The organism is Nostoc sp. DedQUE02, assembly GCF_034531035.1.
Taxonomy (GTDB): Bacteria; Cyanobacteriota; Cyanobacteriia; order Cyanobacteriales; family Nostocaceae; genus Nostoc.
Genome location: NZ_JAVRBY020000068.1, coordinates 13590 through 36353 on the forward strand (window position 1 = coordinate 13590; position 22764 = coordinate 36353).

The 22764-nt window shown below is 42.2% G+C and carries 18 protein-coding genes and 3 pseudogenes; 16 read left to right on the forward strand and 5 right to left on the reverse strand.

Features of this window, described 5'->3' with window-relative positions; all coding sequences use genetic code 11:
- Positions 1-771 precede the first annotated feature (771 nt).
- The 3 genes from RMX98_RS30800 (at position 772) to RMX98_RS30810 (ending at position 1896) form a co-directional block, all read left to right on the forward strand.
- Positions 772-939 (forward strand): hypothetical protein, encoded by a 168-nt coding sequence (locus tag RMX98_RS30800; RefSeq protein ID WP_322680152.1) that lies wholly within the window; start codon positions 772-774, stop codon positions 937-939.
- Positions 940-1118: 179 nt separating this feature from the next.
- Positions 1119-1682, forward strand: coding sequence for a peptide deformylase (def, locus tag RMX98_RS30805; RefSeq protein ID WP_322680151.1), 564 nt, complete (start codon positions 1119-1121; stop codon positions 1680-1682).
- A gap of 10 nt (positions 1683-1692) precedes the next feature.
- Positions 1693-1896, forward strand: a complete 204-nt coding sequence (locus RMX98_RS30810; protein WP_094351396.1) for a hypothetical protein — start codon at positions 1693-1695, stop codon at positions 1894-1896.
- A gap of 63 nt (positions 1897-1959) precedes the next feature.
- Here RMX98_RS30810 and RMX98_RS30815 read toward each other — a convergent pair whose 3' ends face one another.
- The 4 genes from RMX98_RS30815 to RMX98_RS30830 form a co-directional block, all read right to left on the reverse strand.
- A complete protein-coding gene (locus RMX98_RS30815) occupies positions 1960-5490 on the reverse strand; it encodes an NB-ARC domain-containing protein (protein WP_409882028.1) in 3531 nt (1176 codons plus the stop codon).
- 376 nt (positions 5491-5866) lie between these two features.
- Entirely contained in the window at positions 5867-7213 is a 1347-nt protein-coding gene (locus tag RMX98_RS30820) for an efflux RND transporter periplasmic adaptor subunit (RefSeq protein ID WP_322680270.1), read from the reverse strand.
- A 511-nt stretch (positions 7214-7724) separates the two neighbouring features.
- On the reverse strand, positions 7725-11195 hold the full coding sequence (locus tag RMX98_RS30825) for an efflux RND transporter permease subunit (RefSeq protein ID WP_322680271.1): 3471 nt from the start codon (positions 11193-11195) through the stop codon (positions 7725-7727).
- Positions 11196-11227: 32 nt separating this feature from the next.
- A complete protein-coding gene (locus tag RMX98_RS30830) occupies positions 11228-11773 on the reverse strand; it encodes a helix-turn-helix transcriptional regulator (RefSeq protein WP_322680272.1) in 546 nt (181 codons plus the stop codon).
- A gap of 931 nt (positions 11774-12704) precedes the next feature.
- On the opposite strand from RMX98_RS30830, the gene RMX98_RS30835 reads away from it, so the two are divergent.
- From RMX98_RS30835 to RMX98_RS30875, 9 genes and pseudogenes are all read left to right on the forward strand, one after another.
- A complete protein-coding gene (locus tag RMX98_RS30835; RefSeq protein WP_322680273.1) occupies positions 12705-12944 on the forward strand; it encodes a hypothetical protein in 240 nt (79 codons plus the stop codon).
- A gap of 299 nt (positions 12945-13243) precedes the next feature.
- Complete coding sequence (locus RMX98_RS30840) at positions 13244-14062, forward strand: PD-(D/E)XK nuclease family protein (protein WP_322680274.1); 819 nt, start codon at positions 13244-13246, stop codon at positions 14060-14062.
- 200 nt (positions 14063-14262) lie between these two features.
- Positions 14263-14904, forward strand: coding sequence for a GNAT family N-acetyltransferase (locus RMX98_RS30845; RefSeq protein ID WP_322680275.1), 642 nt, complete (start codon positions 14263-14265; stop codon positions 14902-14904).
- 185 nt (positions 14905-15089) lie between these two features.
- Positions 15090-17117, forward strand: a complete 2028-nt coding sequence (locus tag RMX98_RS30850; RefSeq protein ID WP_322680276.1) for an amylo-alpha-1,6-glucosidase — start codon at positions 15090-15092, stop codon at positions 17115-17117.
- Between the two features lie 138 nt (positions 17118-17255).
- Positions 17256-18257, forward strand: a complete 1002-nt coding sequence (locus RMX98_RS30855; protein WP_322680277.1) for a glutathione S-transferase family protein — start codon at positions 17256-17258, stop codon at positions 18255-18257.
- 34 nt (positions 18258-18291) lie between these two features.
- Complete coding sequence (locus tag RMX98_RS30860; RefSeq protein WP_322680278.1) at positions 18292-18747, forward strand: VOC family protein; 456 nt, start codon at positions 18292-18294, stop codon at positions 18745-18747.
- A 305-nt stretch (positions 18748-19052) separates the two neighbouring features.
- Positions 19053-19172: pseudogene (locus tag RMX98_RS30865) on the forward strand (helix-turn-helix domain-containing protein); the annotation flags it as partial.
- A gap of 130 nt (positions 19173-19302) precedes the next feature.
- Positions 19303-19404 (forward strand): annotated as a pseudogene (locus RMX98_RS30870) (winged helix-turn-helix domain-containing protein); the annotation flags it as partial.
- 60 nt (positions 19405-19464) lie between these two features.
- A complete protein-coding gene (locus RMX98_RS30875; protein ID WP_322680279.1) occupies positions 19465-19674 on the forward strand; it encodes a CopG family transcriptional regulator in 210 nt (69 codons plus the stop codon).
- Between the two features lie 290 nt (positions 19675-19964).
- Here RMX98_RS30875 and RMX98_RS30880 read toward each other — a convergent pair.
- A pseudogene (locus tag RMX98_RS30880) lies at positions 19965-20114 on the reverse strand (DUF3131 domain-containing protein); the annotation flags it as partial.
- A gap of 201 nt (positions 20115-20315) precedes the next feature.
- Here RMX98_RS30880 and RMX98_RS30885 point away from each other — a divergent pair.
- From RMX98_RS30885 to RMX98_RS30900, 4 genes are all read left to right on the forward strand, one after another.
- On the forward strand, positions 20316-20606 hold the full coding sequence (locus tag RMX98_RS30885; protein ID WP_322680280.1) for a hypothetical protein: 291 nt from the start codon (positions 20316-20318) through the stop codon (positions 20604-20606).
- Positions 20607-20677: 71 nt separating this feature from the next.
- On the forward strand, positions 20678-21220 hold the full coding sequence (locus tag RMX98_RS30890) for a Uma2 family endonuclease (RefSeq protein WP_322680281.1): 543 nt from the start codon (positions 20678-20680) through the stop codon (positions 21218-21220).
- A gap of 669 nt (positions 21221-21889) precedes the next feature.
- Complete coding sequence (locus tag RMX98_RS30895; protein ID WP_322680282.1) at positions 21890-22465, forward strand: TIGR04376 family protein; 576 nt, start codon at positions 21890-21892, stop codon at positions 22463-22465.
- 73 nt (positions 22466-22538) lie between these two features.
- Positions 22539-22764: hypothetical protein (locus tag RMX98_RS30900; RefSeq protein ID WP_409882031.1), on the forward strand; the 226-nt coding region annotated here is incomplete at its 3' end.

Consider the following 22764-nt stretch of genomic DNA (forward strand, 5'->3'; position numbering starts at 1 on the left):
TACAAATAAGGAGTTTTTCTAGCGGTTAGTCTTTGAAAATTTCTGTAAATTTCACGGATATGGCAAAAACTACTCAAAGTGCAAAATATAAAAATTTAATCCAGATCGACTTATAATCGAACAATATCTCTTCGGGAAAAAGTTTAAATCATCAATAAATATGAAAACAGGCTAGTTTTTATCTTTATTAACAGTGGTCGCTTAACTCTTTAATTGCAAAGATAAAGTATTAGTAAGAATTTATTAATAAACAAAAACTTAAGCTACCATTTGTTTGACCATCAGACGAATCAATGAGCCATAAATTTTGACAGGTAATTTGATACTAACTATTTATTAAGTTACAACTTATTAACAGCCCAATCAAGGGTTAGTACAAAATATCCCACTTTTCCTACCTTTCCCACCTTTCCCACTTGACAAAACAATTCAAAATCAAAAATTCTATTAAAAATAAGAATTTTGAATTAATTACGAATATAGGGTCTCACACTCATTAAATTTTAATGCTTTTCTATCATTGATGGCTTGACAATATTACTGGTTTTGTGGTGAATGAAACTCAGAATTTAGTTTTGGAAAAAGGTTACAGTTTTTCTCCATTCCCCATTAACATTTATAAAAGTTATCCAGGGTTAGCAGATTCGGGTAATGCTAACAGGATTTGAGGAAAAGAAAAGCTAAACCAAAACATCTTTTGCACTTTGCATAAAAGGCAAAGATACTACTAGTAAGTTTCAAGAATACTTCACAGAAATAAAAGATCCCAGAGTGAAAGGACGAGATGGCGAGGATGAATGTCGGATTTGTTCTCTGCACAGTCTACAGAATTTTGCTTTGTTACGTTGTATTACACCCAATGCCTTAGAGCGAGAAACATCTTTTCGCCGCAGTATTCGCCAAAAATCAGGGAGAGCAGTTATGAACATCGGTACATGATTTCTGTTTTAGGGGCAGATATCCCAAACTCAACACTCTGCTAGAATCCACCTGTCAATAGGGTTTGAGACGCGCTAACTCTGGGTTTTTGGTATACTCCAGGACTTTTTAAACATCCTCTAACTGAGATTGATAGAATGAAAATAGTAGGAATTTTCACCATTTAGCCATCAAGACTCATGCCCTCTGAAATTGCTGTCGAGAAAAAAAAGTTAAAAAATCCACCTTTGGAGCTTCATTATTTAGGCGATCGCGTGCTGCGTCAAGCTGCAAAGCGAGTTGCGAAAGTCGATGACCAACTCCGGCAAGTGGTGCGCGAAATGTTGCAAACGATGTATAGCAAAGATGGCATTGGTTTGGCTGCACCCCAAGTGGGAATTCACAAACAACTAATTGTCATCGACCTGGAACCAGAGAATGCAGCTAATCAGCCTTTGGTGTTGATTAACCCCACTATCAAACAGGTAAGCCGTGACATCTCTGTTGCCCAAGAAGGATGCTTGAGCATTCCCAACGTATATCTAGACGTGAAGCGTCCTGAAGTCGTGGAAATTGCCTATAAAGACGAGTACGGTCGTCCCCGGACATTAAAGGCTAATGACCTTCTGGGACGCTGCATTCAGCACGAGATGGATCACCTTAACGGCGTGGTATTTGTAGACCGTGTAGAAAACTCCTTGACTTTAGCCCAGGAGCTATCTAAGAATGGCTTCTCGTATCAAGCGGTGAAACCAATAGCATAGGGGGGCAGTAGTGTATTTAACTCCAAAAAGCAGTTTATTTCTCGGTGGTTCTTGTGTAAGCGCGATCGCAGCCGTTGGTTCGATTTTTGAACTCGGTTACGGACAACCAGATTTTGGTTTCACAGCCACGGCAATTATCCTGGTATTGAGCATTCCACTCACAGGATTATTTTTCTTTGCCGCAGTTAAGGACGCAAGGGCTAACATGAAATAAGCATCAGGTACATAAAAAAGGTAAAGGGATGAATTAAAAAGGCAAAATTCATTCTTTTACCTTTTATTTTTGCTCTGGATTTTCCATAGCCCCTAAAGCTTTTAGCGTCATTAACTGCGCTGCGGTTAACCCTGTAACCCCGGTAATATTCATTCCTTCGTAGGGTCGTGGCGATCGCAGTGTTCTTAAGCACTCACCCGTCGATACATCCCAAAGCTTAATTGTCTCATCTTGGCTACCACTAATCAGGGTTTGACCATCAAGACTAAAAGCAACTGACTTTACCCAATTAGCCCCCTGCAAAGTTTTAAAGCACTTGCCGTTATAGACATCCCATAATTTTATCGTTTGGTCTTCACTGGCACTAGCTAAAGTCTGACCATCGGGGCTGAAGGCAACTGACCAGATTCGATTAGTATGTTCTTGCAAAGTTGTCAAGCACTTGCCCATGAAAACATCCCATAACTTCACTGTTTGGTCATCACTGCCACTAGCTAAAGTCTGACCATCTGGGCTAAAAGTAACCGATCTGATCCGATTGCTATGTCCTTCCAAAATATGGAGACATTCGCCTGTATAAATATCCCATAACCTGACTCTTTGGTTTTCACTGCCACTAGCTAAAGTTTGACCATCGAGACTAAAGGCAACCGATCTTACCCAACTGGTATGCCCTTTCAAGGTCTGGAGACATTTGCCGGTGTAGATATCCCATAATTTAACCGTTTGGTCGTCACTGCCGCTAGCTAAAATTTCACCATCAGAACTGAAGGCAACTGACCTGATTCGATTGGTATGTTCCTGTAACCTTTTGAGGCATTGTCCTGTGTGAACATCCCATAATTTAATTGTTTGCTTTTCGCTGCCGCTAGCTAAAATTTCACCATTGGGACTGAAGGCAATTGACCGTACCCAACTGTTATGTCCCTCCAAAATTCTGAGGAATTTATCGTTACGAACATCCCATAATTTAACTGTTTGCTTTTCACTGCCGCTAGCCAAAGTCTGACCATCGGCACTGAAAGCAACTGACCTGACTCGATTGCTATGTCCCTGCAAGGTTGTTAAGCACTCACCATTATAGACATCCCATAACTTCACTGTTTGGTTTTCGCTACCACTAGCTAAAGTCTGACCATCGGGACTGAAAGCAACTGACTTTACCCGATTGGTATGCCCCTGGAAGGTTTTCAAGCACTTACCATCATGAACATTCCATAACTTCACTGTTTGGTCATCACCACCGCTAGCTAAAATTTCACCATTGGGACTAAAGGCAACTGACCATACCCGATTGGTATGTCCTTGCAGGGTTTTCAGGCATTTTCCAGTATGAACATCCCATAATTTCACGGTTTGGTCGTCACTGCCGCTAGCTAAAATTTCACCATCGGGGCTAAAAGCAACTGACCTTACCCAATTGTTATGCCCCTGCAAGGTTGTCAAGCACTTACTATTGCGGATATCCCATAATTTAATTGTTTGCTTTTCACTGCCACTAGCTAAAGTTTGACCATCGGGACTAAAAGCCACTGTTCTGACTCGATTAGTATTCCCCTGCAAGGTTGTCAGGCATTTTCCAGTATGGACATCCCATAATTTTACTGTTTGGTCTTCACTGCCACTAGCCAAAGTTTGACCATCGGGACTAAAAGCAACTGACCTTACCCAATTGCTATGTCCCTGCAAGGTTTTTAGGCATTTTCCAGTATGAACATCCCATAATTTCACTGTTTGGTCATCACTGCCACTAGCTAAAGTTTGACCATCGGGACTAAAAGCTACTGATTTTACCCAACTGCTATGTCCGGTACAGCTAAAAAGTAGCTTTCCATCCTCAACTTGCCACAAATAAGTCTTGCCATCAGCATCACCCGTAGCTAAAAGTTTTCCATTTGGGCTAAATGCTACTGACGAAATACTAACTAATGTTTCGGAAAAAACGGACTTAGCTAAATCAGCATTGGTAAAATTCACCCGATGCAAATTCACGCTTTGTAAATATGCTTGCCAAATAGTCAAATTAGAAAATTCATAGCCGCTTAAATCAGTTTGTAATTGACAAAGTATATTTAGCAGATTTCCACCCGCATATCCTGGTGTTTGTGGAAGATGTTGCAGATACCATAAAATCTTAGATAGCTGATTATCTATATTTTTTTTAGAACATCTAAAAAAAGTTGACAATCTCTCGATAATCGGTTTGAGAATCAGAGATATTTGAGTATTCCTAATATAATCTTTGGTTGTAGCTTCTATTAAAGCATGACTGTTAAATAGTTCAATTTCACCAGTGGTAATTTCGTGATAAACCTGTTCAACCAGTCGGTCAATCATATACTCCATCACTACAGACTGGAGGGTGAAAAGCGCTGTTCTCTGTTCAATTAGCGATCGCCGCCGTAGAGATTCTAGCGCTTCCATCACTTCCCTTTTGGTTAAGGGACGCACAATATCATTTAGCAATTCGTCGATAGAAACTAACTCGCGCTTGATTGCTAGCCAATAAATTATTTCTTTTTCAATCTCTGACAACCGCTCAAATTGCTGGTCTAGTAAATTTCGAGTATCGCCAAAAATGATCTCTCCTTGAGCGAGAAAAGCAGCGATATCACCACCAAATAACTCCCGAATTGGCTCAGAAACTAGCTTTAATGCTAAAGGATTACCTGAATACTTCTCAATTAATTTGGCCCATTCCTGTTGTAATCCAAATAACCCTTTATCTTGAAGAATTTCTTGCCCTTCTGTTTTTTCTAAGCCAATTAACGATAATGTTCTAACTGGTGATGTTTCTCCCTCTAAAGAAGCAAATTCTTTTGGTTTTTCACGAGATGTCAGCACCAAACAGCTTTGATGTGGTTCTTCCCCTACCCGCCTAAGTAGTTGACCATAATCTTCGTATTCTTGTCTATATTGTCCGGCGCGATCGCCTGATTGTAAAATTGTCTCTGTGTTATCAAATACCACAAGACAACGATGCTCTCGTAAATAATTAATTAGCAGCGTTACTTTCCCATCTACGCTTTCTGGCAAATTTGTTTCCTTCTCATCAGATAAAAACCCGATCAAGTTCGCCAACATCTCTGCAACGGGTGGCGCATTGCGGAGACTCCGCCAAATCAAATACTCAAAATTATCCTGAACTTCCTTTGCCAGTTTCACAGATAAAGCAGTTTTGCCGATTCCCCCCATTCCCAATATTGCCACTAGCTGGCATTTATCCTGAATAAGCCACTGCGTTAGCCCAGACAATTCTGCGATGCGTCCTCGAAAAAAGCAGACACCAGGCGCTTCACCCCAATCTTGACGGTTTTGGGTAATGGATTGCTCAGTCTGTGAAGATGCTTGATACTCAGATTCTATAACTTGCTGTAACTTAGTGAGCTTGCCCGGGCCGCTACCAGTAACATTAAATTTCTTATAAACTTCACTTAATCTTTTGCGTACTGCTTCGGCACTGATTGCCAATTTTTTCGCGATCGCATTTGGCGATTGTCCCTCAACAGAATATAAAAAGACTTCGATCTCGCTGTTAGACAAGCACCGTTTTTCGGCTAAAGCCAAAAGAACGTTTTCGGAAATGACACTCATACTCACACAAAGACAGATTACAAACCAATGTTATCTCACTATGTGAGATAACATTACTGTTAATACAGCATCTTCTCAACATTTCAGAGTAAACATTTGCTGCTTTGGGAATGCTTTCTTGGGCTTTGGCGTTTTTCTCTAACGGGATGGGCGATCGCGCCAATGAGTTTAGTGTACCTCACCTAAACAGTGCTGAGTAATGAGTAACGAGTAATGAGTAATGAGTTAGGAGTTAGGAGTTAGGAGTTAGGAGTTAAGAGTTAGGAGTTAGGAGTTAGGAGTTAAAAATTTATTATTATCCCCTGCTCCCCTGCTCCCCTGCTCCCCTGCCCCTCGGTCACTGAGCGTAGCCGAAGTGCTGCTCCCAAACGCCGACCTACTTAGTTTGTGCAACTGGCTGCACGCGCAAACCCTCTGTCTCATCAACCGTAGGAGTGGCAATCAGCGATTCATTTCCTGTCAGACCTGATGTAATTTCTATTTCAGTACCATAATCTCGCCCAACGGCAACTTTTTGATAATGCACTGTGTGGTCTTTAGTTACAGTTGCTACCTGCGTACCTCCGGCATTAACAACTAAGGCACTATCTGGCACAACAAAGGGAGGATTAGCGCGGTTAATGGAAAATCTGACATTGGCATACATCCCAGGTCGCAGCGTCGCGTCTGAATTGTGTACTTCTAATTGTGTCAGCAAAGTACGAGTAGTTGGGTCTATAGCGTTGCTAGTACGCACTACTTTACCCGTAAACACTCGTTGGGGTAACTCTTTGACTGTAATTTGGGCTGTTTGTCCAGTTTGAAGTGACTGTGATAAACTCTGAGGAACACTCACATTTACCTTGAGATTGTCATAAGCAGCAATCGTATAAAGGCTGCTATTGCTAGTGTTAGTGTTGCTGCTACTGGTGTTGCCATTACCTGCTGAAATTAAAACACCTGTATTGACATTACGTGCAGTAATCACTCCGGCAAAAGGAGCAGTGACTTTCTTATAAGACTGCAATACGGTATTACGCTGAAAATTTGCTTGACTTGCGTAGGCGTTAGCTTGTGCTGCTTTGATGTTGGCAGAGTCAGAATTAACAGTGTTTTGTGCAGCCTCAACGCTGGCAAGATTAGCTTGATATGTAGCATATTTTGTATCTGCATCTTGTTGAGGTACTGCACCTTCCTTGACAAGAACTTGCCAGCGCTGCCAGCTCTGACGTGCGATCAATAAATTAGCGCGGGCTTGCTTCAAATCAGAAACGCTTTTAGCTAAATTAGCACGAGTTTGAGATACATTCGCTTGTGCTTGCACTACCTCTGCCTTCGCTTGCAGAACTTGCTGATCGGTGTCTGGTGAATCAATTTCTGCCAACAACTGACCGGCTCGGACGCGATCGCCAATATCTGCATACCACCGCCGTAAATACCCAGTACTGCGAGCGTAGATGGTCGTTTGATTCTGGGCTACAACACTACCAGGTAATTCCAATTTGGTAGCACCAGTAGCGCGACGGGGAACGATCACGTTGACTGAAGGTACTGTGCTTGCTTCCTTGACTGCTGCTTGTAACTCTGACTTTTGGCTTAATCGGGGTAGAATACCTATCGCCAGTAAGCTACCAAAAAAAACAGCACCAATTACAGCCCAACCAATTCCACCGATGCCGCGCCTGTGTTTTCTAGAAGTCTTTTGTTGTTCAGAATCAGGAGATGGACGATGCTGAGAATCCATAGGTAAACTGTCCTGTATTATCTTAAATTTGCAGAAATTTAGCAGCTAGAGTCATTACCATTATTAGACTTCTTACAGAAGTGCCATTTAGGTAAGGGATAAAGGGAAAAGCAGCTTAGAGGATGTTTTAAAAATGGTTGGCTGTAATTTTAGGCACTTGTTGATCCCCCCAACCCCCCTTAAAAAGAGGGGCAAACTTTCTCTCTCAAAGTCCCCCTTTTTAAGGGGGACTTAGGGGGATCTAAAACGTTTTTATACCGACCAGAGGAAGTTTAAAACATCCTCTTAGAAAAAACTCTTTTCCTTTAACCTTTTCCCTTTCCCCTACGGTGTACACACAAGTTTTTGACTTGCACCTTAATTGCATTGACTTGCACCTTAATTGCATTGACCTGCACCTTAATTGCATTGACCTGCACTTTAATTGCATTGACCTGCAAAAATGAATCTACCCTACGTTACGTAGTAACTTTAAAAGATTTGTGTGTACACCGTAGCTCCTAAAATATGTCTATGACTTGCCTTGAGATGATGACAACGAATATGCTGTCTTTGAATCGGAGAAATTTAAATCGTCATCATCCTCATCGATAGGACGAGGTGGTTGACGCCGCATAATGCTGTATACAACAGGTACAAAGATCAGTGTCGCGACTGTTGCAGCTGACAAACCGCCAATTACGGCGCGACCCAAGGGTGCATTCTGTTCGCCACCTTCACCAAGACCAAGAGACATTGGCACCATCCCGATCAGCATGGCTAAGGCAGTCATCAACACCGGACGCAACCTTGTATAACCTGCTGCTAGGGCTGCTTTATAAGCATTTTCCCCTTCTGCACGTTGCTCATTCGCAAAAGTAATCATCAGAATACTGTTCGATGTCGCTACGCCTATACTCATAATTGCACCCATTAACGAAGGGACGCTAAGAGTGGTACGGGTGACAAACAACATCCAAACGATCCCGGCTAAAGCACTTGGCAGCGCCATCATAATAATCAGGGGATCGAGCCAAGATTGAAAGTTCACTACCATTAAGCAATAAACCAACACAATTGCAAACACAAGTCCTAAACCAAGTCCCAAAAACGAAGAGTTCATCGTTTGCACTTGTCCGCGGACATTAATCTGACTTCCTTTAGGCAATTTTTTCTGATAATCAGCGATGATTCGATTTACATCATTGGCAACTCCCCCCAGGTCGCGACCAGAGGCGTTAGCGTAGATATCGAAAACTGGCTGAATGTTGTAGTGATTCACAACTTGCATCACTGTGTCGCGTTTAACACTAGCTAAATTACCTAAAAGTTGGGGTGTAGTTTGACCGTTGCCAACTGGCGTATTTTTTAGGCTGTCAATAGAGTCAATTTTGTACTGAGGAACTTGTACAGCCAGGGTGTAACTCACACCTTTTTTGGGATCGAGCCATTGGTTGATTGCAGCTTGACCGCTTGAACTTAAGGAAGTAAGGACGCTATTGGCAACATCACGCTGGGTCATACCCAATTGTTGAGCCTCGGTGCGATCGACATCAAGACGTAATTTGGGAGCATCGACAACTTGTTGAAGATGTACATCTACAGCCCCAGGAATGCGCGTCATTCGCGCGGCGATTTGTTGGGCAATTTCAAAGTTGGCTTTTGAGTTTTTCAGAGGCCCAGATATTTGCACATCAACAGCAGCAGGCAAACCGAAATTGAGAATTTGAGTCACGATATCAGCCGGCTCAAAAAAGAAAGTGTAGCTGGGAAATGTCGCTTTCAATTTCTGGCGGAGTTCCTTGACGTAAGAAAAAGTTTCACCAGATTCTTTTAGGGAAACAAGAATATCTGCATCAGCCTGCCCAATTGTCGCGCCGTTGTAGCCATAAGTAAGGTTAATGCCACTGGTGGGTAAGCCGATGTTATCCAGAATCAGAGCGAGATTATCCTTCGGTACAGTCTGGCGGATAACGCCTTCAACTTGGCTAACAATTTTTTCTGTCTCTTCCAAACGAGTACCAGGTAAGGCTCGAACATGGAGGCTAAACTGACCGCCATCGACTTCTGGGAAAAAATCTTGACCGACGAACGGCAACAAAACTCCGGCACTGACGATAAAAGCACCAAACAACACAAAAACTATGCGACGGTGATTTAATGCTGAGGTCAGGACACCATAGTACCAACTGCGAAATTTATCAAATTGTCGGTTAAATTTTTCGTGTAGCCGCCATATCCAATCTTTTTTCACAGGTTTGGCAGTTGTCGTTGTTGCTTCTTCTGTTTGCTGGTGGTTGTCGTGACCATTATTGTTTTGGGCTGGCGAATCTAAATGATGGCGATCGCGATTATCATGGATTTCGACTAGTGAATGGCTGTGGCGATCGCCGTGACCATTATTGTTTTGAACTGGCGAATCTATATAATGGCTGTCGTTACCATTATTATTTTGAACTGGCGAATCTAGATGATGGTTGTCGCTATGACCATTATGCTCCTCGTTTTCTCTATGCCAGTCTGCTTCGGATGGTAAAAGATAGCTTGCCATTGTCGGTACTACAGTCCGAGATAGCACATAGGAAGCAAGCATCCCAAATACTACCGCCATCGCTAGGGGGACAAACAGGTACTTTGCCACTCCACTGAGAAACACGACCGGCACAAAGACAATACAAATACATAATGTTGCTACAAGTGCTGGAGTAGCGATTTGCTGCGCCCCATCTAAAATTGCTCGCTTGATGGGTTTACCTTGTCCGAGATTTCGGTGGATATTTTCAATTTCGACTGTGGCATCATCTACCAAAATACCAACAGCTAAGGATAAACCACCTAAAGTCATGATGTTGAAAGTTTGTCCCAAACGACTCATCACAATAATTGAAACTAGCATCGACAAAGGAATCGATACGGCTACAATTACCGTGCTGCGCCAACTTCCCAGGAAAATCAAAATCATCAGCGCAGTGAGACAGGCTGCAATCAATCCTTCTTTAAGAACGCCTTCGATAGAAGCTTTCACAAATATAGATTGATCGAACAAAAATGATAAATTCAGTTCTGGGGGTAAGGTGGATTGGATGCGAGGCAAAGTTTTTTTGACTCGCTCGATCACATCAATGGTTGAGGCATTGCCACTCTTTAGGATACTAAGTAAGCTCGATCGCCTGCCATTCTGACGGACAATGTTCGATTGCACGCCAAAGCCATCTCTTACCTGCGCGACATCACGAATGGAAATGACAGTGCCATTAACTTGCTTAATTGGCAAGTCATTGAGGGCTGCCACCACATTTGGACTATTGTTGATTTGTACGGCGAAGTCGCGATCGCCTATTTTCATATCCCCTGCTGGCAAAACCAGGTTTTGGGCACTGACAGCATTAGTCACATCTTGGGCAGAAACGCCATTAGCCAACATCGCTTGAGGATCGATATCAACCATAATTTGCCGAGGTTTACCACCATAAGGTAGAGGTACACTCGCGCCTTGCACTGTGGCTAATTGGGTGCGGACGAAGTTGGTAGCATAGTCGAAGAGTGCTTCTTCCGGCAAGGTTTTGCTACTGACACTCATCTGGATAATCGGCACGCTAGAAGCGTTGTATTGAATGATGAATGGCGGTGTAATTCCAGGTGGCAAAGGACGGAGAATTGTTTGGCTGACAGATGTAATTTGAGCGACTGCTGAGGCGATATTAGCGTTGGGTTGAAAGAAAACCTTGACAACGCTAACACCACTTAAAGATTGAGACTCAATGTGTTCGATGTCACCAACGGTTGTGGTCATAGCACGTTCGCTAATGGTGACGATTCGCTGTGCCATTTCCTCAGATGTGGTTCCCGTGTAAGTCCAAACTACGCTGACAACCGGAATGTTAATTGCAGGAAAAATATCAACTGGTGTACTAAATATCGTCACTGCACCCAGGATCGCAATCATCAAAGCGGCGATCGCGAATGTATACGGAAGACGTAAAGCAATTTTGACGATCCACATAGTTAGTTAGGATACTTCAAAAGTTTTTTGTGTTAAAGCTGTTCTACTGAGGTTGGCGTGTTAGTTAATTGAAGTTGTTCTATTTGGAGTTGCTCAACTAGCCACTCAATTTCTGATTTGATGACTTCAACCGCACGCCTTCGCACTTTCCCTTGATATAAATCATCAGTAACTTCCAGTGCTTTTTTTTCTGCAAGGCGTAACTGACATGACATCAATCGATGTTCGATTAACCGCACTCGTTCTTCAGGTAATAAATAGCTAAAGAAAAAAAATTTGATTAGGAATCGCGATCGCGCATTTACCCAACTTTCATGAGGATATGACAACATCTCTTTATACCAAGTGTTTTTGCCGAGGGGTGTAATCTCATATACCTTTCCACACTGCCCACCTTCTTCTCCTTGTTCTGCACATAAAATCACTTCACCTTGTTCTTCCATGCGCTTCAGCAAAGGATAAATTGCACCATAGTTGACACAAATACTGCAACTCATAAACATTTCGAGTTGCTGTTTGAGCCGATAACCATTTAATGGCTCTCGCTGTAATAGACCTAATACTGCCAACTTCAGCATTTTGATATATCAATCTGATATGTCGATCAACAATATCAAATTGAGCTTTTTTAGCCAAGTACCCAAGGTTCAATTGTCAGGATTCTCTGTGATGTCGCATGACCAAGGAAGCAGGAGAAGCAGGGGAGGAAAAAAGTTAATTCTTCCTCCCCTGCCTCAAGAACTTGCCTCAACAGATAAATTTGTTAACCCAAGCGTATTGGACTGACTACCAACAGGCGAGACAGTTGAGTATTTTTAGTATTTTTTTATTTGGAAGTCCCAAAAACGAAGAATCATTTGGAGATTTCAGCCAGATTTGTAGTATCTTGTGCTATTTAAAAAATTTTCTTTATAGTTTACCTTGACCTAAGTAACTTAGTTACTTTATAGTGAGTATAACAGCTTAGTCAATAGTAACTTAGTAAGGTTACATCAAAAAAAAGGAACTTGGTGAGTTAAAACTTACGCAATAACTTTTTGAAACTCTGATTTTTACGCTTCTCTACGAGAGGCTGTGTCAAGGCAACGGGAACGCCTTCAACGAATATATCCTTGACATCTACGTTTATTTCATAATTTTGCGTAAGTCGTGTGAGTAAGAAGTAAAGGCAGTGGTTGGAAGCGTCAATTCTGAAAAAGGCAAACATCAAAATTGTCTGTCAGAATTGCGAGGTTTCAATGCACGTAGTGCGCGCTATCTGCGATTACGAGCATTGAGCGTCTAATTGTGATATCCAGATTGCCCTGGCAATTTATTGAGGAGCTTAAATTTTCATTATCTGCAAATATTCAAGACCACCGTCGGTGGCATTCCAACTCCACTCAGGAGTAGGACTATTGTTTACCTTGACTTGGTGGGAGCAATGTTGTGGGCATTAGCTGTTTCCTGAGTGTGGTCGGGGGAGGCTATCTGCTACCTAGATTCAACTTTTAAAACAGGAGAAAACCTATGAAACCGAGTCTTAAAGACAACGATAATCTGCTGTTCGAGTGGTTTTGTAAAGGACTCAAGTATTTTATGCTGGCACTGCTGGGCGTTGCATTAGCCTTTGTTGTGTCTCATACTTTTGGCGCTTACATAATAGTTGGGATGCTTTTATCCACAGGTCTATGGATATGGATTGTGAGGATAGCAATTTCCCTAGTCTGTCTATTTGCGATCGCCATGATTGTTGAGTCCTGGAGTTAAGGCTCATTGTGACACTCAATAAATAGCCTTTGGTTAACTTCACTCAGCCAAAGGCTTTGATTTCTGAAGTGATTTGCGTAGACAGGCAATAGGCAATAGGTAATAGGCAATAGGCAATAGGCAATAGGCAATAGGTAATAGGCAATAGGTAATAGGCAATAGGCACTCTTGCAAGGGGAAAGAAGGCTTCCTAGTTCTACTGAGGTTTTTCAAAAATTAAATATGAGTCCTATATCTGTTTTTACAGATAGTCTGCTAAAGGTGAGTTACAGATGATAATTAGCTTCTAAAATAGAAGAATGCTATCAACTCCTACTCAACTATTGCGACTGTCTCAAGGACAACTGAACTTACTAGAAGCTTGTCCGCGTAAATTTCAACATACTTACTTAGAAAAACTCAATTCGCCCTCAAATCCAGAACAAGAAGAACGGCTAACTTTGGGTAGTCGCTTTCACTTGCTAATGCAGCAGCGAGAAATGGGTTTGCCAATTGATAGTTTCTTGCAAGCAGATGCTCAACTGCAAAGCTGGATGCTGTCTTTTGCTGATGCAGCCCCAGAAATTTTAACGGCTGCATCTGATAATCAAACTTTTCGTGAAAGTGAACACTACCGCACCCTGCAAGTTCAGAACTATTTGCTAACGGTTGTCTATGATTTATTGATTGCAGATAACCAACAAGCGCAAATTCTCGACTGGAAAACTTATCCTAAACCACCCAATAAACGCAAGTTAGAATCCAACTGGCAAACACGGCTTTATATGTATGTCTTGGCAGAAACTAGCGACTATTTGCCAGAAAATATTTCTATGACTTATTGGTTTGTCCAATCTGAGGGTAAGCCGCAAAATATTAAATTTAATTACAATACGGTTCAACACACACAAACAGCAAAGAAACTTAATCAACTGTTAAGCCAGTTAACTAATTGGCTAGAAAATTACCAAAATAACCAGCAGTTTCCGCAAGTTGGGGAAGGTAGTAAAAACTGTGATTATTGTCCGTTTGCTAAACGGTGCGATGCCTATGACGGTAAACTACGCACACAAGCAACTGAAGAAGCAGTGAAAGACTCATTGCCAAATTTTGACAGTATTCAAGAAGTCTCACTTTGATTTGATCCGCAGGATTTGGTTACTAAAACAGATTCCTTATATCTGTAGAGTCTTGTGGAAAATTGAAAAGTAATGTAAAGTCCTTTTTCTAACTCTAAAACATTTGAAAGCATTTTGATTTAAAAAGCTAGATTCGGTAAATGCTCTTTTTTTTCATTCAACAACATATCTATAGTAAATAAATCACCATTTCTAAATTTATGTCAACTTTTGATGAAACTGAAGCAATTTATGTACGCGAATTAGGAATTGATGACATTGCTCCCGTTTATCACTTGGGAGAAGGGTTATTTACCAGCGATTTATACCCTTATTTATACCGCACTTGGGATGAATGGGAAGTGATTGGACTTTACAACACCGATCCAGAATACTGTCTTGTGGCTGAAACAGATGGGGAATTAGCAGGATTCGTTTTGGGAACCATCATCACCAAAGCATCCTGGACTTATGGATATATTTTATGGCTGGGAGTTAGCCCGAAGTATCAGCGTCGGGGAGTTGCAGACAAGTTGGTTGATAAAGTCGTCGCCCGGATGATTGAAGATGGGGCAAGGTTTATGCTGGTAGACACTGACCCTACGAATACTTCAGCATTAAAGTTTTTTAACCGCAAAGGTTTTGGTAATATCCGCCAGCATATTTTCTTGTCGATGAATTTAAGCAAGCATGAATATTATGGCAGATTAATTGATTACGAACACCAAAAAGCTGAAAGAGCAGGTTATAGGCGTTCGCGTCCAGCAATTCGTGCCCGTAAAGCTGATAGTGTAGCAAATGAAGTCATCCTCAATCCTCTAGTAAATGAATCTCAAATAACTGAGGAGCAATCTTCAATCTAACAAAAGTTAGGAGTAACCCTTTCAAAGCAGGTAAAATTTTTAGACAATAATTCCTCTTTTTTCCGTGTTCTCTGCGCCTCTGTGGTTCAATAAATTACTTTCAAACTGTAGACGCATAGAAAACGCAGAGAGAAAAGCATGATGGCGATCGTTAATTTTGAATTTAGAGCAAAGTGGTGTGACTTATGTGTATAGAATTTGGGCGGGAAATCTGCGGCAATCTTGACATTGCAGAATCGCGGGAGTGGTTAGTTACTAATGGTATTGGTGGTTACGCCTCTGGGACTGTGGCTGGTTTGTTGACTCGCCGTTATCACGGACTACTGGTAGCAGCATTGAAACCACCTTTGGGTCGTACCTTAATGCTGGCAAAACTAGATGAAACTGTCCTGTACGATACTCGTTCTTATTCTCTAGATACTAATCGTTGGGCAGATGGTATTGTCAGTCCCCACGGTTATCAGCATATTGAACGTTTTTCTCTGGAAAGTACAATTCCTGTATGGTGTTTTGCTGTTGCTGATGCCTTATTAGAAAAACGCGTATGGATGCAACAAGGCGCGAATACAACTTATGTGCAGTATACTTTGCGTCGTGCCACTCAACCGCTAAAGTTGACGCTCAAAGCAATAGTCAACTATCGCGATTATCACAGCGACACTCAAAGTAATGGTTGGCAGATGTCTGTTGAGGAGGTGGAACAGGGGATTTGTGTAACTGCTTATCCGGGTGCTGTACCACTATATCTACTAAGTGATTCACCTAAAGGCGATGCCTACGGCGGCAAGCTACGCAGCGTTTCACGTGTTAATGTCTCTGTTGTCCACAATTGGTATCATGGCTTTGACTTAGCAGTTGAACGTTATCGGGGATTGAGAGATCAAGAAGACCACCTCCACGCCGCCACCTTTGAAGTTACACTGAATCCTGGGGAAGCGATCGCCTTTGTAGCCACCACAGAAAAGCAACCAAATCTCAATGGTGAAGCAGCACTCAAGTTACGTCGCGCTCAAGAACAGAAGTTAACAGGATTTTGGAAAACTAATCGACCCCTCAAGACTAAGGAATCACCTAGCTGGATCAACCACCTAGTACTAGCTGCTGACCAGTTTATTGTCGATCGCTCATTGCCAGAAGACCCCTACGGCAAAAGCATCATCGCTGGTTATCACTGGTTTAGCGACTGGGGACGCGACACGATGATTAGTCTACCTGGTTTGACAATTTCCACTGGTCGTCCAGAGGTAGCACGCTCAATTCTTCGCACCTTTGCCAGATACGTAGACCAGGGAATGTTACCTAATCGCTTTCCCGATGCGGGTGAGCAACCAGAATATAATACAGTCGATGCCACTCTTTGGTACTTTGAAGCAGTCCGCGCTTACTACAGCGCTACGGACGATGATACTTTGCTTGCTGAACTTTTTCCCATACTTGCAGACATCATTGATTGGCACTGTCGCGGTACACGTTACAATATTCATCTCGATGCCGCCGATGGCTTACTTTATGCAGGTGTTGCAGGCGTACAACTGACCTGGATGGATGCCAAAGTTGACGATTGGGTAGTTACGCCCCGAATTGGCAAACCGATTGAAGTTAACGCCCTCTGGTATAATGCTTTACGGACAATGGCAAAGTTTGCCCGTCAGCTTGGGAAACCACACCAAGAATATGAAGCAATGGCAGACCGTGCCAAGTATAGATTTTCTCGCTTTTGGAATGAAGAGACTGGTTATTGCTATGACGTTTTAGACAGTCCTGATGGTGATGATGGGTTGTTGCGTCCTAATCAAATATTTGCTGTCTCATTACCAGAAAGTCCGCTCACACCTGCCCAGCAGAAGGGTGTGGTGGAAGCTTGCGGGCGATCGCTGCTAACTTCTCATGGGTTGCGATCGCTAGCCCCCGACCATCTTCAATATCAGGGTAAATACGGTGGTAATCAGTATCAACGTGATGGAGCTTACCACCAAGGGACGGTTTGGGGTTGGTTGTTGGGGCCGTTCGTCTTAGCACACCTGCGCGTCTACAAAAATCCCGAACAAGCTCGTCAATTTTTGGAACCAATGGCTAATCATCTGACTGCACACGGTGTTGGCAGTCTCAGCGAAATTTTTGATGGTGATGCCCCGATGGCTCCACGGGGATGTATTGCCCAAGCGTGGACAGTAGCAGAGGTTTTGCGTGCTTGGTTGGCGACAGCGAGTTGATACGGGAAACCGTGTCTATCTGCAAAGTCGATTTTGTCAAGAATTTTTAAGAAATTAACATCCTTCAGAAAAGGAAAGACGTAATGCTGAAGTAATCCTCAAAAGTTTATAGACACGCTTTAGTGTTAAGAGGAAAATATGCCGTCAGGAATGATGATCGAAGGCAAATGGACAACCAATGGGAATAAATCAGATCCCAATGGTAAGTTTAAGGAAATGCCGACAACGTTTCGCGATCGCGTCACCGCCGATGGTTCTAGTGGGTTTAAGGCAGAAGCAGGGCGCTATCACCTCTACATTTCCTTAGCCTGTCCGTGGGCGCATCGCACTTTAATTATGCGAGAAATCAAAGGTTTGAATGATGTAATCTCAGTCTCTATCGTCGATTCGATTATGAGCGACAAGGGATGGATGTTTTCTGAAGCACCGGCAGCTATTCCTGACTGGGTAAATCACACTCAATATTTGCAAGAGGTTTATCTGAAAGCCGATCCCAAATACATAGGACGAGTTACTGTTCCAGTGTTGTGGGATAAGCAAACTCAAACAATCGTCAATAACGAATCTCGCGAAATCATGCGGATGTTTGATGTCGAGTTTGGGGAATTGGCAACACAAAAAATAGACTTATATCCACGCGACCTACAGCATAAGATTGATGAAACGATCAATGCAATCTATCTGCCAATCAATGTTGGTGTATATCGCGCTGGTTTTGCGACTTCACAAGCAGCCTATGAAGATGCGGTAACTGAACTTTTCGAGAGTTTAGATCGATGGGAAGCCATTCTGAGCCAGCAACGGTATTTATGTGGCAATCAACTTACCGAAGCCGATATTTGTATGTTTGTTACTCTGTATCGCTTCGACTCAGTGTATTACGGTCATTTTAAATGCAATTTGCGGCGAATTATTGACTATCCAAATCTCTGGAATTATCTACTAGACCTATATCAGCGTCAGCCATTCAAAGCGACTTGCAATCTAGACTATACCAAGCGCAGCTATTACATGAGTATGACTGATATTAATCCAAATCGAATTGTGCCGAAGGGGCCAATTATTGATTTTGACCAAAAGCACGATCGCCAGCGCTTCACTAAAACGTCTCCTAGAGAAGTTATCGCTCCCTATTCATAGAAAAGAAATTGCACAATCCAACTGGAGTAACACCATGAGCCTTGTATCAGGTATCCACCATGTTGCAGTGGTGACAGCAGATATCGACCGCTTTATCGACTTCTATACTGATGTATTCGAGATGCCAGTAATCTTTCAAGAGACGACTCCAGCCTTTCGTCACGCACTTCTGCTGGCTGGATCGCAGAGCGTACTTCACGCAGCAGAGATGCCTAATAATATTCATAGTTCTGGATTGCCGGATATATTTGCACGGGGACACATCGACCACTTAGCTTTGAATGCCCCAACAGAATCAGCATTTCAGATTATCCGCCGCAAACTCATAGATCAAGGTGTGAGTGATGGCGCGATCGCCGACCTTGGCCCAGTACTTAACTTATCATTTTCCGATCCTGATGGTATGCATATCGAAGTTTGTCTCATCGTCGATGCTTCACTTCAGGGTTTTCATCAACCGCGGCCATATCTAGAGACTATCAACCAATAGGTTGAAGTTAACGTTAGTCCCCTTCGCTGTTTGTAGTTAATTAATAGTGTCGATTTCGTCTGCTTATTTTCAACTTGCGATCGCATTTACCACCGGGACTCGATCGGCTCAAACAATGGTAGGCAGCCTTAGCAAATCGTGAATCCGTGCGCTTGATCGCCAGTTCTCCTAAGTTTTACAGCAGATTTCAAGTTAGTGAAGTACACAAACTAAGTCCCAAAGGCAGATATAAAGCCTGTTTTACTTCTGAATTCTGACTCCTAAATTCTGAATTCTGCTGTATATCGAACATTATGCCCGATTTGCTCAATGAGAGCAAGTTTGACTTATTAGAATATCTCCTTTCACATCCCCGTCAAGTGTTGACTATAGACCAACTTTTAGCGGAAGTTTGGGGTTACGACTTCATGAGTTATCCTAATATTAAGTAAGTGGACACAATTATTTAGAAGACGCATTTCGACTGCGCTCAATGCTCGATCCTTGAGAAGACGAGGGTTGAGCGAAGTCGAAACCCGGCAAGCTCAAGTTAGATTTAATTTAGTCCTTCTACTTATTGAGGTTTATATTCCTGATCTGCGACTCAAGTTGAAAGAAAATAATAAAAAGTGTTTGATTCATACAGTCAGTGGTGTAGGCTATGCACTACGGGAATGATCGTAATGACTTGGCAATTTCGATAAAAATTAACAAACATATTAAAGACAAAAGAGGATTATGAAGAAAAAATGGGCTGTTAAGCGACTGACAGTAAATCTCACAACCGAAGAAATGAAGAAACTTGAATGCTACTGTGCTTTGACAGGAAGGCCAGCAACAGATGTTATTCGAGAATTGCTCCGAAGTCTTGAGGTTGACAATGCTGAAAACTCTGAAATGGGAACACCAGACTCAACAATAACTGTTGGCAGTGGGTCAAAATCATAGTAACTATCCACTCTCATATCCTGCCAAATCTCAGAAATCTGCTACCTGATTGACCCACAGATAGGACTAAATGATGATCATCTTTTGGTATAGTTCTTCCTATTCCATCTAGATGTCAGCAAAAGTACTATTACCAACCATTCTGGTATTGAGGTGACTCTTAATTGCCAGAGAAGTAAGGGGGTTTAATGCCCCCTTTGATCATATTCATTTAAAGATTTAGGGACTTTGAAATAAACAATACCCTAGAAGATTGAATAATTTATTTGTTGGAAATCCTCTAGAGGTTATTAAAATAGCGATCGCGCCACTTGCCACTTTGCTACAATTCCTTTGAGCCAATCATTATATTGAGGATGCCAGGTAAGGATAACATCAAACGCCGCAAGTACTCGCCCGACATCCAAAGCAGACCAACCAATACTGCGCTCAAGTGGATTGTTACCATATTTTTACTTTATAAATTGCCTTTTATCCGAAAAATGAGAATACACAGAAAATTTATTGATATTAGCTCCAAACAAAATAGCTATACGGAAAAATTCGGTATAATAGTCGGATATTGACGATATATAGAAAATTTATTGATATTTGGAAAGTTTCAGTCTAATAACTAGTTAGCCCCAAAGGAGATTAGCAGCATGACTTTGTTTGTGTGCGTCGAACCCATTGGAAAAAAAATGAATCGGCTGCTGATTGAAAGCAACGGCATATTCATTGGTGAATACGAGAAATCGCAGCAAGCTGATATTGACAGAAAAATAGAAGAAATAAATGCGGCAGAAACAACGCTTCTGTCAATCTATGAGAAGTATGGAGAGTTCTGCGTTCGGTGGGATGGAAAAGCAAGAAAGAAATCCATTCGAATTAAAGACATTGAGGTTGGTAGTATCCCCAAAGCAGCATGGCGGCCTGCGTCTTGGCAGAAGTAGCAAATACTTTGTTGAATACATTTTTTATTATTTTTGCCGTTATGAGTTGATACCCACTTTGGACATCTGCTATGAAAACCCTGGCTAAATGGTCTGTAGACGACTATCATCGCATGGTTGAGGCGGGCATTCTGCGTGGTCGTCATCTGGAATTGCTAGCAGGCGAAATTGTTGAGATGAGTCCAGAAACCCCAATTCGCTACACCACAGCAAAACGAGGTGCAAAATATTTAGAAGAATTGCTATCAGGTAAAGCTGATGTCCGCTTCAATGGGCTTATAACACTATCCGACTCGGAACCCGAACCTGATATTGCGATTGTTCGACTGCCAGAATCATCCTACAACGATCGCCATCCTGCTCCTAAAGATATATTCTGGATTGTAGAAGTTGCCAACACAAGCTTAAATAAAGACTTGGAGATCAAGGCTACGATTTATGCTACGGCTGAGATTCAAGAATATTGGGTTTTAAGTTTATCTGCTAAACAGATGATTGTGTTTAGAAACCCTCAAAATGGGAAGTATGTTGAAGAATATACTCTTACGCAAGGAACGGTTATACCATTAGCATTTGCAGAAGTTTCAGTGTCTATTCAGAGACTTTTGCCATAAGGGACATCCAAAAATTACATTACTCAATTTTTGCATCCAATAGGAGCAGGGGAACAAGGTAGACAAGGTAGACAAGGTAGACAAGGTAGCAATACCTCTCCCTTGTCTCCACCCTTTCCCAAGTCTTTCCAAAGTGATTGATTATTTTTTTATTTGGAAGTCCCTAATACCAATTTATTATTATGAAGCTGCATAGAATTCGATCCCCCCTAGCCCACGCCAGTCGCTCCACTTGGGGAGACCCCAAGACCGCGCTGGCTCCCCTTAATAAGGGGGGAACTGGAAAAACATCTATCAAAGTCCCCCAATTTATCGGGGGATTTAGGGGGATCAAGATACGTGCAACTTCACATTAAATTGGTATAAGGTGGCGTTATTGAGTTATTTCGCACTGACCTTTCACGGAATGTGAAAGTGCGTTAATGAATATTGGTTAAAACCGTACAACTCTTGGAGACGCACTCGCGTTCGTCCCGCTACGCGCTTTCGTCCCTGGTGGGCGAAAAAATTAAAATATTCAACAAGCTAAAACTCTATCCCTTTATGAGTAGAGTATTCTGAATTCTGAATTCTGGATTCTGACTCCTGCTTTATTAAAATTTAGATTCCGCCCACGATAATAATTACTACAATAAAATAGTCACGCACCCGATCTCTGGAGTTCTAGCAGTGGGCTTATTTGATGATTTGAGTCGGTTTCTAGAAAACCGTTTAGAAGAATTCTTGCGTAATAATCCACATTTGGAGTTAGAGGCGCTGCTAGAACAGCTGCGTGAGCAAGAAGAAGATACATTAAAGCTGATCGCAGATTTAAAATTACAAGAAAAGCGATCGCAAGAAGAAATTCTCTCCACCGCGCAAGAAATTCAGCGTTGGCATATCCGCATTCAAAAAGCCAAAAACGCCAATAGAGAGGATTTGGCGGCTGCGGCAAGTCAGCGAGAAGCAGCCTTGTTGCGCGAAGGAAATCAGCGCTGGGGACACATGCAAGGGTTGAAAGAACGCATTAACCAATCTCAGGAATTACTGAAAAAAATTCAGCAGCGCCGACAAGAGGTACAAGCTAAAGCCGCAGAAGCACAGACAGTCCGTGCTAAAGCCCAAACCCAGCAGCGTTTTGAAACCAGTGGTTGGTCGAATCAAACTAGCAGTTATTCTGGTGGGTTTGATGACTTAGAAGAGAAGTTTCGTAGCTGGGAAACTCAGGATGAATTAGAACAAATGAAGCGGAATATGAAGAAGTAGTACACAGATGTGCGCCCCTACTAGCGTGTCAAGGCTAAATTTGTGCAATAAATCTTGTAGGTTGGGTCGAAGTATGAGACCCAACACCCCGATGAATGTTAGGTTTCGCGTTGCTCAACCCAACCTACGCTTAATGCAACATTTTAGCTGTGCTACGCCAGTAGGGTGTGGACACTCCGAAATAACAAATGAGTACTCTGAAGTAACAAATGAGTACTCCGAAATAACAAATGAGTTCGCCGAAATAACAAATGAGTTCGCCGAAATAACAAATGAGTACTCCGAAATAACAAATGAGT